14 protein-coding genes are annotated in these 14,735 nt (G+C 59.3%); 6 read left to right on the top strand and 8 right to left on the bottom strand.

What is annotated here, in order from left to right:
• Nucleotides 1-60: 60 nt before the first annotated feature.
• From TX23_RS20215 to gcl, 3 genes are all read right to left on the bottom strand, one after another.
• Nucleotides 61-951, bottom strand: coding sequence for a 2-hydroxy-3-oxopropionate reductase (locus TX23_RS20215; protein ID WP_057703726.1), 891 nt, complete (start codon nucleotides 949-951; stop codon nucleotides 61-63).
• A 128-nt stretch (nucleotides 952-1,079) separates the two neighbouring features.
• Nucleotides 1,080-1,862 carry a hydroxypyruvate isomerase gene (gene hyi / locus TX23_RS20210; protein WP_057703725.1) on the bottom strand — a complete coding sequence of 261 codons (783 nt, stop codon included), beginning with the start codon at nucleotides 1,860-1,862 and terminating at the stop codon, nucleotides 1,080-1,082.
• 10 nt (nucleotides 1,863-1,872) lie between these two features.
• Nucleotides 1,873-3,648 carry a glyoxylate carboligase gene (gene gcl, locus TX23_RS20205; RefSeq protein ID WP_032877099.1) on the bottom strand — a complete coding sequence of 592 codons (1,776 nt, stop codon included), beginning with the start codon at nucleotides 3,646-3,648 and terminating at the stop codon, nucleotides 1,873-1,875.
• Between the two features lie 256 nt (nucleotides 3,649-3,904).
• Between gcl and TX23_RS20200 the strand changes: the two genes are divergently transcribed.
• Nucleotides 3,905-4,345 carry a GlcG/HbpS family heme-binding protein gene (locus TX23_RS20200; protein WP_020302584.1) on the top strand — a complete coding sequence of 147 codons (441 nt, stop codon included), beginning with the start codon at nucleotides 3,905-3,907 and terminating at the stop codon, nucleotides 4,343-4,345.
• 133 nt (nucleotides 4,346-4,478) lie between these two features.
• On the opposite strand, the gene TX23_RS20195 is transcribed toward TX23_RS20200, so the two are convergent.
• Together TX23_RS20195 and TX23_RS20190 are read right to left on the bottom strand one after the other, a co-directional pair.
• On the bottom strand, nucleotides 4,479-4,937 hold the full coding sequence (locus TX23_RS20195) for an REP-associated tyrosine transposase (protein ID WP_057703724.1): 459 nt from the start codon (nucleotides 4,935-4,937) through the stop codon (nucleotides 4,479-4,481).
• Nucleotides 4,938-5,141: 204 nt separating this feature from the next.
• Entirely contained in the window at nucleotides 5,142-5,747 is a 606-nt protein-coding gene (locus tag TX23_RS20190) for a TetR/AcrR family transcriptional regulator (RefSeq protein WP_057703847.1), read from the bottom strand.
• Between the two features lie 134 nt (nucleotides 5,748-5,881).
• Between TX23_RS20190 and TX23_RS20185 the strand changes: the two genes are divergently transcribed.
• Complete coding sequence (locus TX23_RS20185; protein ID WP_054920097.1) at nucleotides 5,882-6,796, top strand: DUF808 domain-containing protein; 915 nt, start codon at nucleotides 5,882-5,884, stop codon at nucleotides 6,794-6,796.
• Between the two features lie 56 nt (nucleotides 6,797-6,852).
• On the opposite strand, the gene TX23_RS20180 is transcribed toward TX23_RS20185, so the two are convergent.
• Together TX23_RS20180 and TX23_RS20175 are read right to left on the bottom strand one after the other, a co-directional pair.
• Entirely contained in the window at nucleotides 6,853-7,641 is a 789-nt protein-coding gene (locus TX23_RS20180) for an MlaA family lipoprotein (RefSeq protein WP_057703723.1), read from the bottom strand.
• Nucleotides 7,634-8,932 (bottom strand): serine/threonine protein kinase, encoded by a 1,299-nt coding sequence (locus TX23_RS20175; protein WP_032892643.1) that lies wholly within the window; start codon nucleotides 8,930-8,932, stop codon nucleotides 7,634-7,636. Before TX23_RS20175 ends, TX23_RS20180 begins: the two co-directional genes overlap by 8 nt.
• A gap of 233 nt (nucleotides 8,933-9,165) precedes the next feature.
• Here TX23_RS20175 and TX23_RS20170 point away from each other — a divergent pair, with 233 nt between their 5' ends.
• Complete coding sequence (locus TX23_RS20170; protein ID WP_057703722.1) at nucleotides 9,166-9,534, top strand: hypothetical protein; 369 nt, start codon at nucleotides 9,166-9,168, stop codon at nucleotides 9,532-9,534.
• A gap of 106 nt (nucleotides 9,535-9,640) precedes the next feature.
• Here TX23_RS20170 and TX23_RS20165 read toward each other — a convergent pair whose 3' ends face one another.
• Nucleotides 9,641-11,194 carry a glycoside hydrolase family 17 protein gene (locus tag TX23_RS20165; RefSeq protein ID WP_057703721.1) on the bottom strand — a complete coding sequence of 518 codons (1,554 nt, stop codon included), beginning with the start codon at nucleotides 11,192-11,194 and terminating at the stop codon, nucleotides 9,641-9,643.
• Between the two features lie 333 nt (nucleotides 11,195-11,527).
• Here TX23_RS20165 and TX23_RS20160 point away from each other — a divergent pair, with 333 nt between their 5' ends.
• From TX23_RS20160 to TX23_RS20150, 3 genes are all read left to right on the top strand, one after another.
• A complete protein-coding gene (locus TX23_RS20160) occupies nucleotides 11,528-12,379 on the top strand; it encodes a glycine betaine ABC transporter substrate-binding protein (protein WP_032877092.1) in 852 nt (283 codons plus the stop codon).
• A gap of 322 nt (nucleotides 12,380-12,701) precedes the next feature.
• Nucleotides 12,702-13,013 carry a DUF485 domain-containing protein gene (locus TX23_RS20155; protein WP_005786564.1) on the top strand — a complete coding sequence of 104 codons (312 nt, stop codon included), beginning with the start codon at nucleotides 12,702-12,704 and terminating at the stop codon, nucleotides 13,011-13,013.
• Nucleotides 13,010-14,668 (top strand): cation acetate symporter, encoded by a 1,659-nt coding sequence (locus tag TX23_RS20150; RefSeq protein WP_057703720.1) that lies wholly within the window; start codon nucleotides 13,010-13,012, stop codon nucleotides 14,666-14,668. Before TX23_RS20155 ends, TX23_RS20150 begins: the two co-directional genes overlap by 4 nt.
• Nucleotides 14,669-14,735: the final 67 nt, after the last annotated feature.

Below are 14,735 nucleotides of genomic sequence, written 5' to 3'. Positions count from 1 at the left end.
GCACATTCAAAGGTGGGAGCTGGCTTGCCTGCTCCCACACTGGATTGCATTCAAGCTGGGTTATTTATCGCGAATCGAGAAATTGGCCATATGCTCCAGGCCCTTGATCAGCGCCGAGTGATCCCAGTTACCGCCGCCGATCGCCGTGCAGGTACTGAACACTTGCTGGGTGCCTGCGGTGTTCGGCAGGTTGATCCCCAGTTCCTTGGCGCCGGCCAATGCCAGGTTCAGGTCTTTCTGGTGCAGGTTGATGCGGAAACCCGGATCGAAGGTGCCCTTGATCATGCGTTCGCCGTGCACTTCCAGAATCTTCGACGACGCAAAGCCACCCATCAGCGCTTCACGCACCTTGGCCGGGTCGGCGCCGTTTTTCGAGGCAAACAGCAACGCTTCGGCCACCGCCTGGATGTTCAGCGCGACGATGATCTGGTTGGCAACCTTGGCGGTCTGGCCATCGCCGTTACCGCCCACCAGGGTGATGTTCTTGCCCATGGCCTGGAACAGCGGCAATGCGCGTTCGAACGTTTGCGGTTCGCCACCAACCATGATGCTCAAGGTGCCGGCCTTGGCGCCGACTTCACCACCGGACACCGGTGCATCCAAATACTGTGCGCCGGTCTCGTTGATCTTCGCCGCGAACGCCTTGGTGGCGGTGGGGGAGATCGAGCTCATGTCGATCACGACTTTGTTCGGCGACAGACCGGCGGCCACACCATCGGCGCGCAACAGCACGTCTTCGACCTGCGGGGTGTCGGGCACCATGACAATGATGAATTCGGCTTCCTGGGCGACCTGCTGCGGGTTGGCCAAGGCGATGGCGCCGGCAGCAATCAGCTCGGCGGGCGCTTTGCCGTGGTGCTCGGAGAGAAACAGTTGGTGACCGGCTTTCTGCAAGTTGGCGGCCATGGGGTGGCCCATGATGCCGGTGCCGATAAATCCGATTTTAGCCATGATCAAAATCCTCTTTTAATGTGGGAGCTGGCTTGCCTGCGATGGCATCAACCGGACCTGACTGATACACCGAGGTGTTTGCATCGCAGGCAAGCCAGCTCCCACATTGTTTTATGTTGTGTCAGTTGTCAGATGGCGTTATGGGTCTTGAGCCAACCCAAACCCGCCTCGGTCGTGGTCAACGGCTTGTATTCACAGCCGACCCAACCCGTGTAACCAATGCGGTCCAGATGCTCGAACAGGAAGCGGTAGTTGATCTCACCGGTCCCTGGCTCGTTGCGCCCCGGGTTGTCCGCCAGCTGGATATGGTTGATCTCACCCAGGTGCGTTTGCATGGTCCGCGCCAGGTCGCCTTCCATGATTTGCATGTGATAGATGTCGTATTGCAGGAACAGGTTGGCGCTGCCCACTTGCTCGCGAATCAACAGAGCCTGCGCCGTGTTATTGAGGTAGAAGCCCGGAATGTCGCGGGTGTTGATCATCTCCATCACCAGCTTGATACCCGCCGCTTGCAGCTTCTCGGCGGCGTACTTGAGGTTGGCGACGAAGGTTTTTTCCACGGTCTCGTCATCGACGCCTTGTGGCCGGATACCCGCCAGGCAGTTGACCTGGGTGTTGCCCAATACCTGGGCATAGGCGATGGCCAGCTTGACCCCGGCGCGGAATTCCTCGACCCGGTCCGGGTGGCAGGCCAGGCCGCGCTCGCCCTTGGCCCAATCACCGGCCGGCAGGTTGAACAGCACCTGGGTCAGGCCGTTGGCATCGAGCTGTGCCTTGATATCGGCAGAACTGAATTCGTACGGGAACAGGTATTCCACACCTTCGAAGCCGGCATCGGCGGCTGCCTTGAAGCGAGCAAGGAAGTCCTGTTCGGTAAACAGCATGGACAGGTTGGCGGCAAAGCGCGGCATAGGGTTCTCCTTAATCGAGCAGGGAAATGGCAGTCGGCGCATCGTTGCCGACCAGGGCCAGGTCTTCGAATTCGTTGACGGCGTTGATCTCGGTGCCCATGGAAATATTGGTCACTCGCTCCAGAATAATCTCAACGATCACCGGCACTTTGAATTCTTCGATCATTTCCTGAGCCTTGCGCAGGGCCGGTTGGATCTGGCCCGGCTCGAACACACGCAGCGCCTTGCAGCCCAAGCCCTCGGCAACCGCCACATGGTCGACGCCATAACCGTTGAGTTCCGGGGCGTTGAGGTTGTCGAAAGACAGCTGCACGCAGTAGTCCATTTCGAAGCCGCGTTGGGCCTGGCGGATCAGCCCCAGGTAAGAGTTGTTCACCACCACGTGGATGTACGGCAGCTTGAACTGCGCGCCCACCGCCAGTTCTTCGATCATGAACTGGAAGTCGTAGTCGCCTGACAGCGCCACCACCTTGCGGCTCGGGTCGGCCTTGACCACGCCGAGTGCCGCCGGAATCGTCCAGCCCAACGGGCCCGCCTGGCCACAGTTGATCCAGTGGCGGGGCTTGTACACGTGCAGAAATTGCGCGCCGGCAATCTGTGACAGGCCAATGGTGCTGACGTAGCAGGTGTCTTTGCCGAACACCTGGTTCATCTCTTCGTACACGCGCTGCGGCTTGACCGGTACGTTGTCAAAGTGCGTTTTGCGGTGCAGGGTGGCTTTGCGTTGCTGGCAGTCATGCAACCAGGCGCTGCGGTCCTTGAGCTTGCCGGCGGCTTTCCACTCGCGGGCCACTTCAATGAACATCGTCAGCGCGGAACCGGCGTCGGAGACGATACCCAGATCCGGGGTGAATACGCGGCCAATCTGCGTCGGCTCAATGTCGACGTGTATGAATCTGCGCCCTTCGGTGTACACCTCCACCGAGCCGGTGTGGCGGTTGGCCCAGCGGTTGCCGATACCCAGCACCACGTCCGACTTGAGCATGGTCGCGTTGCCATAACGGTGGGAGGTCTGCAGGCCAACCATACCGACCATCAGCGGGTGATCGTCGGGGATGGTGCCCCAGCCCATCAGGGTTGGAATCACCGGAATGCCGGTCAACTCGGCGAACTCCACCAGCAACTCGCTGGCATCGGCGTTGATCACGCCACCACCGCTCACCAGCAAGGGGCGTTCGGCCTGGTCCAGCATTGCCAGGGCTTTTTCGACCTGGATGCGGGTGGCCAAGGGCTTGGCCAGCGGCAGAGGCTGGTAGGCATCGATGTCGAATTCGATCTCGGCCATTTGTACGTCGAACGGCAGGTCGATCAGGACCGGGCCCGGGCGACCGGAACGCATTTCATAGAAGGCCTTCTGGAACGCGTACGGCACTTGGCCGGGTTCCAGGACCGTGGTTGCCCACTTGGTCACGGGCTTGACGATGCTGGTGATATCAACGGCCTGGAAGTCTTCCTTGTGCATCCGTGCACGCGGCGCTTGCCCGGTGATGCACAGGATCGGAATCGAGTCGGCCGAGGCGCTGTACAGACCAGTGACCATGTCGGTGCCCGCCGGGCCCGACGTGCCGATGCACACGCCGATATTGCCGGCCTTGGTACGGGTGTAGCCCTCGGCCATGTGCGAGGCGCCTTCAACGTGGCGAGCAAGGACGTGATCGATGCCACCCACCTTCTGCAAGGCCGAATACAGCGGGTTGATCGCGGCGCCCGGGATACCGAAGGCGGTATCCACACCTTCACGGCGCATCACCAGGACGGCGGCTTCGATTGCTCTCATTTTGCTCATGGTTTTGGTGCCTCTTGCGTTTTGTAATTGTATACAAGTGGTGTCTGTCCAAAGTGTATTCACGGCGAGCGGCGTTGGTCAATGCCTTTCGTAAACTGACCTTTGCGTTCGTCGGAAGCGCTTTTTTCGACGTGTGGAGCCTTTGTTTGGAAATATTGTATACAAAAACAAATATCATTGTGTTCTATTTGTATGGTCGAGCATCTGATCAAACAGACCTCACCGCTTTACCCATAACAAGATAAGGACGGCACCTATGAGCGCTTTAACCTTGAAACTCGCCACCCAACTGGCCACCCAGGCCCTTACCGCAGGCCGCACCATTTCGGCTGCGCCACTGACCATCGCCGTGCTCGACAGCGGCGGCCACCTGGTCACCCTGCAACGCGAAGACGGCGCCAGCCTGCTACGCCCGCAAATTGCTATCGGCAAGGCCTGGGGCGCCATTGCTCTGGGCAAGGGTTCACGTTTGCTGGCACTGGACGCCCAACAGCGCCCGGCGTTTATCGCGGCGTTGAACAGCCTGGGGCAGGGCAGCGTCGTGCCGGCGCCGGGTGGGGTGTTGATTCGGGATCAGAGCGGCATGGTGCTGGGCGCGATCGGGATCAGCGGGGACACGTCCGATATTGACGAGCAGTGTGCGATCACGGCGATAGAGGGAGTGGGGTTGATGGCGGATGCGGGGGTGTCGGCTTGATTTGTTCTGACTGTGAGTAAGCTATCGCAGGCAAGCCAGCTCCCACATGGATTGAGTTCACACAGGTGGATCTGTGAACACAGTCAAACTGTGGGAGCTGGCTTGCCTGCGATGCAGTCGACTCGGTCTACAGTCAAACCCAAATGGCATCCCACAGCGGATAGTCGCCAATCTGCTTTACCAGCCCGGCCCTGAGTGGATTGGCTACGATGTAACGTGCAATCCCCTCAAGGCTTTCCTCTCGACGCACGTCATGGTCATGAAAGCCCGGTTGCCAGAGGCGACCTTGGCGGCCAGCCACCGCATTCACCACTCGGGTGCTCTTGGATTTAACTTGTCGCATCAAGTCGGCAAGCGAACCTTTCTCCAGAGAAACAAGCCAATGGAAATGATCAGGCATTACCACCCAGGCCAATGATGTTGCGAGCCCTTTATATTGGGCGATCCTGAATTGTTGTACGACCAGGCGGCCGAGTCTGAAGTCGCTGAAGATGGGCTCGCGTTCAAGGGTGTTGGTGGTGAGCAGGTAAATGCGGTTGGACTCGTTATAGCGGCCGATGCGCAGGCGTTTTGAAGCAGGTAAATCAGGCATTCCTTGGCCTCTCTTCAGATGGGGTTCTGAGAGGCTAGATCTGGGTGGCTGAGGCTGATCTGTGGGCTTTTGGCAAGATGTGTCTGGGAGGGCGCTATCGCGGGCAAGCCCGCTCCCACAGGGGATTGTGACCATTTTACATTTTGTGTCCGGCGCAAATCCGTGTGGGAGCTGGCTTGCCTGCGATAGCCTCGCCGCGGTCTATCAATCCGGCTCACACCCCTTGAGCACCAACCGAATAATCGTCTGCGCCGCCGCTTCATAATCGGCCTCATCCAGCTTGGCCTTGCCGGTCACCGCCGAGATCTGCCAGTCGAAATCGGCATAGGTCTGGGTCGCCGCCCAGATACTGAACATCAGGTGATTGGGCTCGATCTTCGCAATCAGGCCGCGGTCAACCCAGTTCTGGATACAGTCGATATTGTGCTTGGCCTGGGCATTGAGTTGTTCCACCTGCTCGGGGCTCAGGTGCGGTGCGCCGTGCATGATTTCGCTGGCGAACACCTTGGAGGCAAACGGCAGGTCGCGGGAGATGCGGATTTTGGAGCGGATGTAGTTGCTCAACACGTCCTTGGGGTCACCCTCGGCGTTGAAGGGCGTGGAAGCCGCCAGGATTGGCTCGATAATGCTTTCGAGCACCTCGCGGTAAAGGTTGTCCTTGGACTTGAAGTAGTAATAGACGTTGGGCTTGGGCAGCCCGGCCTTGGCGGCGATGTCGCTGGTTTTGGTCGCGGCGAAGCCCTTGTCGGCAAACTCCTCGCTCGCCGCCCGCAGGATCTTTTCTTTGTTGCGCTCGCGAATGCTGCTCATAAACCAGACGTTTCCTTGCCATGACAGGCGGTTGCGCATGGTAGCACCGGCCATCCGCGGGCCTCAACAATCTGCCCGCAACGCTTTGCGCCGCGCTATGCTCGCGTCATCTCTCTCTAACGGAAGTCCGGTTCATGGCAGGAAGCAGCTTGTTGGTGTTGATCGACGATATCGCGGCGGTACTCGATGACGTCGCGCTGATGACAAAAATGGCCGCCAAGAAGACATCGGGCGTGCTGGGCGATGACCTTGCACTGAACGCCCAGCAGGTCTCCGGCGTGCGCGCTGAGCGGGAAATTCCCGTGGTGTGGGCGGTGGCCAAGGGCTCGTTTCTCAACAAGTTGATACTGGTGCCCACCGCGTTACTGATCAGCGCCTTCGCTCCCTGGGCGGTGACCCCCTTGTTGATGCTGGGCGGCGCTTACCTGTGTTTCGAAGGTTTTGAGAAGCTCGCGCACAAATTCCTGCACAGCAAGGCTGAAGACCAGGCCCAGCACGCGCAGTTGGCAGAGGCCGTGGCCGACCCGGCAACCGATCTGGTGGCCTTTGAAAAGGACAAGATCAAGGGCGCGATCCGTACCGACTTCATCCTTTCAGCGGAAATCATCGCCATCACCCTTGGCATCGTTGCCGATGCGCAGCTGACTCAACAGGTGATCGTGCTGTCGGGTATCGCCATTGTCATGACCATTGGCGTTTACGGCTTGGTCGCCGGTATCGTCAAACTCGACGACCTGGGGCTGTGGCTGACGCAGAAACCGGGTCAGATAGCACGCAGTATTGGCGGCGCCATCCTGAGTGCGGCGCCCTACATGATGAAGAGCTTGTCGGTGATCGGCACGGCGGCGATGTTCATGGTTGGTGGCGGTATCCTCACCCATGGCGTGCCCGTGGTGCATCACTGGATCGAAACCGTGAGCCAGAGCACCGGCGCGTTGGCGTGGCTGATGCCAACGCTGCTCAATGCGGTGGCGGGGATCATTGCCGGCGCTGTCGTCCTGGCAGTGGTCAGCGTGGCAGGTAAAGGTTGGAAAGCACTGCGAGGGTGAAACCGCAGGCATAAAAAAGGCCATTCAATCGAATGGCCTTTTTTTATCGCTGCTGTTTACTCGGCGATCTGCAACTTGCGCGATTCGGTGTAGATATACCGCACCTTCTCATACTCGAACGGCGAGTTCATCTGGCCGTAGCGGAAGCTGGTCTGGTAGCGCTTGTCGACGGCGCGCAGGGCCCAGACTTCCGGATGGTTGGAGCTGACTTCAGACACGTTGAGGAAGTTGATCTGCGATTCGGCGGTGTAGTCCACCAGCAAGCCGGTGGTGTCACGCAGGTTCGACGGACCAAAGATCGGCAGCACCACATAGGCTCCGCCCGGTACGCCGTAGAAGCCCAGGGTCTGGCCGAAGTCTTCACTCTGGCGCGGCAGGCCCATGGCCGTTGCCGGGTCCCACAGGCCGGCGACGCCGATTGTGGTGTTGACCAGCAGGCGCCCGGTGGTTTCCAGGGAGCGATGGCCCTTGAGCTGCAACAGGCTGTTCAACAGGTTGGGCACATCGCCCAGGTTGTTGAAGAAGTTGCTGACGCCGGTGCGCAGAAAGCTCGGCGTGACATAGCGGTAACCGTTCACCACCGGCAGGAACACCCACTGGTCGAAGCGATAGTTGAAGTGATACACGCGGCGGTTCCACGACTCCAGTGGGTCGTAGACGTTGAGCGCGGTGAGCGTGGAACGCTCGAATTCGCGCTGGTCCAGGCCTGGGTTGAACTTGAGCTTGGTCAGCGGCTCCTTGAAGCCGTCGGCATCGACCTTGACTGGTTCTTGGGCCTTGCTGTTGTCGGCATTGGCCACGCCTGCGCACATCAGTGCGGCGAGCAGCAGAAGATATTTAGCCACGGAAGAACTCCAGCATGGCGTCGGCGTTGACGCGGTAATTAAGGTTGCCGCAGTGGCCGCCCAGCGGGTAGACGGTCAAGCGATCGCCGAAAGTTTTACGCAGGAAGCCCAGGTCGCCAGGGCCGAGGATCACGTCGTCGGCGTTATGCATCACGGCGATTTTCGGGCTGTCGCGCAGGTAGTCCTTGAGGGCGTAGAGGCTGACCTGGTCGATCAGTTGCAGCAGGCTGCCGCCATCGGAACGCGCGCGCCACATCGGGATCACTTGTTCGGTGAGGTAGCAGTCAAAGTCACACTGCAGGGCACGCTTGAGGAACGGCGTGAGGCTGGTGCCTTCGGTAATCGGGTACTTGGGCGGAATAATCAGGCCACGTCGGTTGATCAAGTCCGAAGTGAAGGCAATATCGGCGGCCGAGAAGCGGAACGAGGTGCCGATCAGCATGGCCATCTGTTCGTTGGTCAGGTGCTGCTTGGACTGCTGGAAGTCATAAAGCAGGGCATCGTTGAGGTCGATGTAGCCTTTTTGCTGGAAGTAACGCGTCAGTTTGCTCAGCACCAACTCATAGAAGGTGGTGCTGTTGTTGATGCCCTTGACCTCGGTCTGTACCAGCTTGTCGAGGTTGGTGATCGAGGTGTAGAGGTTGACCGGTGGGTTGAGCAGCAGCACTTTCTTGAAGTTGAAGCTGCGGCGGGTCTCATCCAGCTTGCTGACAAACGCCGCATCCAGGGCGCCCAGGCTGTAGCCGGTGAGGTAGAAATCGGTCACGGGCAACGAGGCGTTCTGCGCGCGTACGGCTTGCATCACGCGGTACATGTCTTCGGCGTCTTCCTGGGTGATGCCCGGGGTGGCGAAGCGCGAAGCGGCGCTGATGAAGTCGAAGCTGGTCGGCGAAGACAGCTGCACCACATGGTAGCCGGCCTGGTAATACAGCTTTTTCAGGTATTCGTTGATGCTGCTGTCAAAGCGTGCACCGGTGCCGGCGATCAGGAAGATCAACGGCGCAGCACGGTCCTGCTTGGCAATGCGGTAGGTGAGTTTCTTCACCGCCCAGAAATTGTCCGGCAGGCTGAACTCGCGCTCGGGGCGCATCGTCAGGGTGTAGTCGGACTGGGTGATCTCGTCATCGGTCGGCAGGGTTGGCCGCAGATCGGGAGGTGTGGTGGCAATGGTCGCTTCGAACGGGTTGGTCAAAGGGTAGCCATAGCTGGCCTGGTCGATATCGACGGCCAGTGCTGACGCACTCAAAAATAGGCTGCCCAGCAAGGCAGCACAGCGCAAGGAACGGAGCATGACTTAATCCCTAAGAGGAACGGGCTGAATGAAGTTCGCAGGCTATGACCACCGCCTTGTCACCGAAGTGCCAGCACTCGGCACGAAAAGTCGGAAAAAACGTCGGAATCGGGGTAATAGTAGCCAGACGATACACTTTGCCACGCATTGTTGAACAGATATCTGCGCGAACACCTTGCTAACGGCCGAAGTGGGATTAAGCTGAGCGCCGTTTTTGCCTATCGGAGTGCTCCATGTCCCCTCGTTTGCCGTTGATCCTGCTGCTTATTGCCCTGCCGTTGTGGTTGGCCGCCAGTTATGCCGCACGTTATGGCGTTATGGAGGATGGGCAGTGGGTCGGCATCTGCGCCGAGCAAGCCGGCCGCTGGGAATGCCAGGTGCGGGCGAACCTGGGGTTGATGATTCACTTTAAGGTACTGGGCTGGGCGGCGTTGATCACCTCGGTGCTGGCGTTTTTTGTGCCCGGGCGTACGGGGTGGGCCTTGGCGGTACTGGGGATGGTGTTCGGACTGCCGGCCCTGGCGTTGTACAACACCACGTTTGCGGTGTTTGCCGTGGTGATTGCGGGGTTGCGGTTGGTGAGGAAGCCTCGCGGCGCCTGATGTGGCCTCATCGCAGGCAAGCCAGCTCCCACATTTGACCGTGCTCACAGATAGAAATGTGTGAACCCAATCAACTGTGGGAGCTGGCTTGCCTGCGATAGCGGTGTTAAGCCTTGCGCACCCGCAAGCAACGCCACAAAGCCGCAACCATCAGCACGCTGACCACTGCCCAAACCCAGGCCTGCTGATTCAACAGCCCTTCACGGTACAACTGCGGCGCAACGCCGGCACCGATGATGAAGGCCAGTAGCGCGATCTCCCGACGCGGGCCGGTCACCGGGCGCACCAGGTACACCAGGGCCGGCAGTACCAGCGCCGCGCTCGGGAAGCTGCGATAGCGCGGGTCAAAGACCAGCGCCAGCATCATCACCGCCCCCGCAAACCCGGCGATTGCCACCCACCAGCCTGCACGTTTCTCCAGCCAGTTGAATGCACGTTCACGCCACCCTTCACGGGCGCCGAGGGTCAGGGCGGCGTGGGCCAGCACCAGCAGATTCAACAGCACCAGCAAGCCTGCCCAGACCCATTCATCGTTGAAACGCGCAGTGACGCGGGTCAGTTCGGCCCAGGTGCCGATGGAGCAGGCAGCAACGGCACCGAGCAATGGCAGGAGCAGCGCGGAGCGTGTGCTGCGCACGCGGCCACCGAGCACCAGGGTGCCGAGCAGAATCACTGCGCCTACGCCCAGCCACAACGTCCAGTACGGCACATTGGTCACCGGCCCTGCGAGGATGCCCTTGTCCTGACGGTCTGCATCGAACAGCCCCCAATAACCGCCCACTGCACCTTCATTCGCGCGTTTCCACGGCTGGTCAAACGCCTCGATCAGGTTGTAGCGCCAGCCATTGGCTTCGGCCATGGCAACAAAGCCGCGCATGAACCTGGCTTCATTCACCCGGCTCGGCACGGCAGTCTCGCGCTGACGGCCTTCGCTGGGCCAGCCGGTCTCGCCGATCACGATGTCCTTGGGTGCGAACTTGTGGCCGAAGGTCTGGCGCACATCGCCCACATGCTTGAGCGCCTGGTCGATGCCGGACGGCTCATCTTCCCAGTACGGCAGCAGGTGAATGGTCAGGAAGTCCACCGCCGGCTCGATTTCCGGGTGTTGCAACCAAAATTCCCAGACATCGGCATAGGTGACGGGCTGCTTGATCTGGCTTTTAACCTGATGGATCAGCGCCACCAGTTGCTTGGCAGTGACTTCCTTGCGCAGCAGGGCTTCGTTGCCGACGATCACCGAGGTCACCACGTCCGGGCTGGCGTTGGCCGCCGCGATCAACTCGTTGATCTCTTTTTGAGTCGCCACGGGGTCACTGCTGACCCAGGCCCCGGCCATCACCTTCAACCTATGCTTGCGCGCCATGTCCGGCAAGGCTTCCAGGCCGGTCATGGAGTAGGTGCGGATGCATTCAAAGCGGGTGGCCAGCAAGGCCAGGTCGGCATCCATGCGCTCGGGGCGCAGCTTGAACGGCTGGTCGTACGGCGATTGATCCTTGTCGAACGGCGTATAGGACGCACATTGCAACTTATGGCTGGCGCTGGCGACGTCCGGCAATACCACGGGCCGGCCGAGGCCATACCAGTAGCCGACGAGGGCAAGCGCACCAAGGATCAAGGCAAGAAAATAGGGCAGGGCAGGAAAGCGGGCAGTCGCGGGCATGGTCGGCTTATCTGGGGGAGCAAAGGCGCGCATCTTACCCGGATTTGGCGCGTGCCAGTGCGGCTGCATAATTTTGACATGCAAACATCGAGCGGGATTCTGACGATACCTCCTACAAAACGTCCTGCTGGCGATGTGATGTCGTTTCTTGCTCAACCAAGGTCGCCCACAGAGCAGGGCAAAGGCCTACGCAGGTTGATGATAAAACTGTCAGTACTCCACTGACGCCTCAGCAACCGGATCGATGCGCGTGAAGGGGGCGCGGTGCACCGTATAACAACAGGTTGATGTCGCTCGGCATCCGTCGGGCGCAGCACTTTCGGGGAAGTACATATGAAGATGCGACGACTCTTGGGCGCAGCTGCCACGCTGGTAGTTGCGATGGGCTCCACACTGGTCAGTGCCGACAGCAAAACCCTGAGCATCGGTTACGTGGACGGTTGGTCCGACAGTGTTGCCACGACCCATGTGGCGGCAGAAGTGATCAAGCAAAAGCTCGGTTATGACGTGAAACTGCAAGCGGTCGCCACGGGGATCATGTGGCAGGGCGTCGCCACCGGCAAGCTCGATGCCATGCTGTCGGCCTGGCTGCCGGTAACCCATGGTGAATACTGGACCAAGAACAAGGACAAGGTGGTCGACTACGGCCCCAACTTCAAGGATGCAAAAATTGGCTTGATCGTGCCGGAGTACGTCAAGGCCAAGTCCATTGAAGACCTCAAGACCGACACCACCTTCAAAAACAAGATCGTCGGCATCGACGCCGGTTCAGGCGTGATGCTCAAGACCGACGATGCCATCAAGCAATACGGCCTGGACTACAAGCTGCAAGCCAGCTCGGGCGCGGCGATGATCGCCGAACTGACCCGTGCCGAAGACAAGCAGGAATCCATTGCGGTAACCGGTTGGGTGCCCCACTGGATGTTCGCCAAGTGGAAACTGCGTTTCCTGGACGATCCAAAAGGGATTTATGGTGCTGCTGAAACCGTCAACAGCATCGGCAGCAAGGGCCTGGAGAAGAAAGCGCCGGAAGTCGCCGCTTTCCTGAAGAAATTCCAGTGGGCCTCCAAGGATGAAATCGGTGAGGTCATGCTGGCGATTCAAGAAGGCGCCAAGCCAGACGCAGCGGCCAAGGACTGGGTCGCCAAGCACCCTGAGCGCGTAGCCGAATGGACTGCTAAATAAAAGCCAGTGATGCACCCTGTGGGAGGGGGCTTGTTCTAATACCAGTGTAGGAGCGAGCTTGCTCGCGAAAAAATCACAGGCGCCGCGTTTATTCAGCAAACGCGCGTTATCGTTGACGTTTTTCGCGAGCAAGCTCGCTCCTACACTGGCATTGGGGTTTGCCCCCTCCCACATTTGTTTCGTTCCCCGCCAAAATGTCGTAGTACACCCAAAATCCTCGCTAAGCTCGATCTACTACTAAGGTCGTCTGGAACCCATTGCGCAGCCGCATACAGTGGCTATGTTCCAATAATAAAAAAGCTGTGCTGCGAGGATAAAAACAATGAACGACAGCATTTACCTCTCGATTCAAAACAGCCCGCGTTTCAAGGAGCTGGTCAGAAAAAGGGAAAGGTTCGCCTGGATTCTCTCGGCGATCATGCTAGGGCTTTACTCCGCTTTCATCCTGTTGATTGCCTATGGGCCACAAATACTGGGGGCCAAGATCAGCCCCGGTTCCTCGATTACCTGGGGCATTCCCCTGGGCGTCGGGCTGATTGTGTCGGCCTTCATTCTTACCGGCATCTACGTGCGCCGGGCCAACGGCGAGTTTGACGACCTGAACAATGCGATTCTCAAGGAGGCTGCGCAATGATCCGGCGTTTATTGGCTGTATTCGGCGCTTCGCTGTTTGCTCCGGCCGTTTGGGCGGCGGACGCATTGACTGGTGAAGTGCACAAGCAACCGTTGAATATCTCGGCCATTGTGATGTTCGTCGCGTTTGTCGGCGCCACCCTGTGCATCACTTATTGGGCGTCCAAGCGCAACAAATCGGCAGCGGACTACTATGCGGCGGGCGGTAAGATCACCGGTTTCCAGAACGGTCTGGCGATTGCCGGTGACTACATGTCGGCGGCGTCCTTCCTGGGGATTTCCGCGCTGGTGTTCACCTCCGGCTACGATGGCCTGATCTACTCGATCGGCTTTCTGGTGGGCTGGCCGATCATTCTGTTTCTGATCGCCGAGCGCCTGCGCAACCTGGGCAAGTACACCTTTGCCGACGTGGCGTCCTATCGCCTGGGGCAAACCCAGATCCGCAGCCTGTCGGCCTGTGGCTCGCTGGTGGTGGTGGCGTTCTACCTGATCGCGCAGATGGTTGGCGCGGGCAAGCTGATCCAGCTGCTGTTTGGCCTTGATTACCATGTGGCGGTGATCCTGGTGGGTATCCTGATGTGCATGTACGTGCTGTTCGGCGGCATGTTGGCGACCACCTGGGTGCAGATCATCAAGGCAGTGCTGCTGCTCTCCGGTGCCTCGTTCATGGCGCTGATGGTGATGAAGCACGTCAATTTCGACTTCAACATGCTGTTTTCCGAGGCCATCAAGGTTCACCCCAAAGGTGAAGCGATCATGAGCCCTGGTGGCCTGGTGAAAGACCCGATCTCGGCATTCTCCCTGGGCCTGGCACTGATGTTTGGTACCGCTGGCCTGCCGCACATCCTGATGCGCTTCTTCACGGTAAGCGACGCCAAGGAAGCGCGTAAGAGCGTGCTGTACGCAACCGGCTTCATCGGCTACTTCTATATCCTGACCTTCATCATCGGCTTCGGCGCGATCCTTTTGGTCAGCACCAACCCGGCGTTCAAGGATGCGGCAGGCGCCTTGCTCGGTGGTAACAACATGGCGGCGGTGCACCTGGCCAACGCGGTGGGTGGCAGTATCTTCCTGGGCTTCATCTCGGCCGTGGCGTTTGCCACCATCCTGGCGGTGGTTGCCGGCTTGACCCTGGCGGGTGCTTCGGCGGTGTCCCATGACCTGTATGCCAGCGTGATCAAGAAAGGCAAGGCCAACGAGAAAGATGAGATTCGCGTGTCGAAGATCACCACCGTAGCCTTGGGTGTATTGGCCATCGGCCTGGGTATCCTGTTCGAAAGCCAGAACATTGCGTTCATGGTCGGCCTGGCGTTCTCTATCGCTGCAAGCTGTAACTTCCCGGTGCTGCTGCTTTCCATGTACTGGAAAAACCTCACCACCCGTGGTGCCATGATCGGCGGCTGGCTGGGCTTGATCAGCGCCGTGGGCCTGATGATCCTCGGCCCGACCATCTGGGTCTCGATCCTGCACCATGAAAAGGCGATCTTCCCGTACGAGTACCCGGCGCTGTTCTCGATGATCATTGCGTTCGTCGGCATCTGGTTCTTCTCCATCACCGACAAGTCGGCGGCGGCGGAGAAAGAGCGTGCGCTGTACTTCCCACAGTTTGTGCGTTCGCAGACTGGCCTGGGGGCGAGCGGGGCGGTTAATCACTAAGTCGTCAGCTGCATAAGAGATACCCCGGTCGCAAGGCCGGGGTATTTTTTTTGCCAGGGTCTTTGTG

This window comes from Pseudomonas paralactis, from assembly GCF_001439735.1.
Taxonomy (GTDB): Bacteria; Pseudomonadota; Gammaproteobacteria; order Pseudomonadales; family Pseudomonadaceae; genus Aquipseudomonas; species Aquipseudomonas paralactis.
This window is presented reverse-complemented; position numbering and strand designations above follow the sequence as displayed.

What these genes read in the sequence shown, in the direction of transcription:
- TX23_RS20215 (WP_057703726.1), bottom strand. Translation starts at nt 951, where the DNA reads ATGGCTAAAATCGGATTTATCGGCACCGGCATCATGGGCCACCCCATG.
- hyi (WP_057703725.1), bottom strand. Translation starts at nt 1,862, where the DNA reads ATGCCGCGCTTTGCCGCCAACCTGTCCATGCTGTTTACCGAACAGGAC.
- gcl (WP_032877099.1), bottom strand. Translation starts at nt 3,648, where the DNA reads ATGAGCAAAATGAGAGCAATCGAAGCCGCCGTCCTGGTGATGCGCCGT.
- TX23_RS20200 (WP_020302584.1), top strand. Translation starts at nt 3,905, where the DNA reads ATGAGCGCTTTAACCTTGAAACTCGCCACCCAACTGGCCACCCAGGCC.
- TX23_RS20195 (WP_057703724.1), bottom strand. Translation starts at nt 4,937, where the DNA reads ATGCCTGATTTACCTGCTTCAAAACGCCTGCGCATCGGCCGCTATAAC.
- TX23_RS20190 (WP_057703847.1), bottom strand. Translation starts at nt 5,747, where the DNA reads ATGAGCAGCATTCGCGAGCGCAACAAAGAAAAGATCCTGCGGGCGGCG.
- TX23_RS20185 (WP_054920097.1), top strand. Translation starts at nt 5,882, where the DNA reads ATGGCAGGAAGCAGCTTGTTGGTGTTGATCGACGATATCGCGGCGGTA.
- TX23_RS20175 (WP_032892643.1), bottom strand. Translation starts at nt 8,932, where the DNA reads ATGCTCCGTTCCTTGCGCTGTGCTGCCTTGCTGGGCAGCCTATTTTTG.
- TX23_RS20170 (WP_057703722.1), top strand. Translation starts at nt 9,166, where the DNA reads ATGTCCCCTCGTTTGCCGTTGATCCTGCTGCTTATTGCCCTGCCGTTG.
- TX23_RS20165 (WP_057703721.1), bottom strand. Translation starts at nt 11,194, where the DNA reads ATGCCCGCGACTGCCCGCTTTCCTGCCCTGCCCTATTTTCTTGCCTTG.
- TX23_RS20160 (WP_032877092.1), top strand. Translation starts at nt 11,528, where the DNA reads ATGAAGATGCGACGACTCTTGGGCGCAGCTGCCACGCTGGTAGTTGCG.
- TX23_RS20155 (WP_005786564.1), top strand. Translation starts at nt 12,702, where the DNA reads ATGAACGACAGCATTTACCTCTCGATTCAAAACAGCCCGCGTTTCAAG.
- TX23_RS20150 (WP_057703720.1), top strand. Translation starts at nt 13,010, where the DNA reads ATGATCCGGCGTTTATTGGCTGTATTCGGCGCTTCGCTGTTTGCTCCG.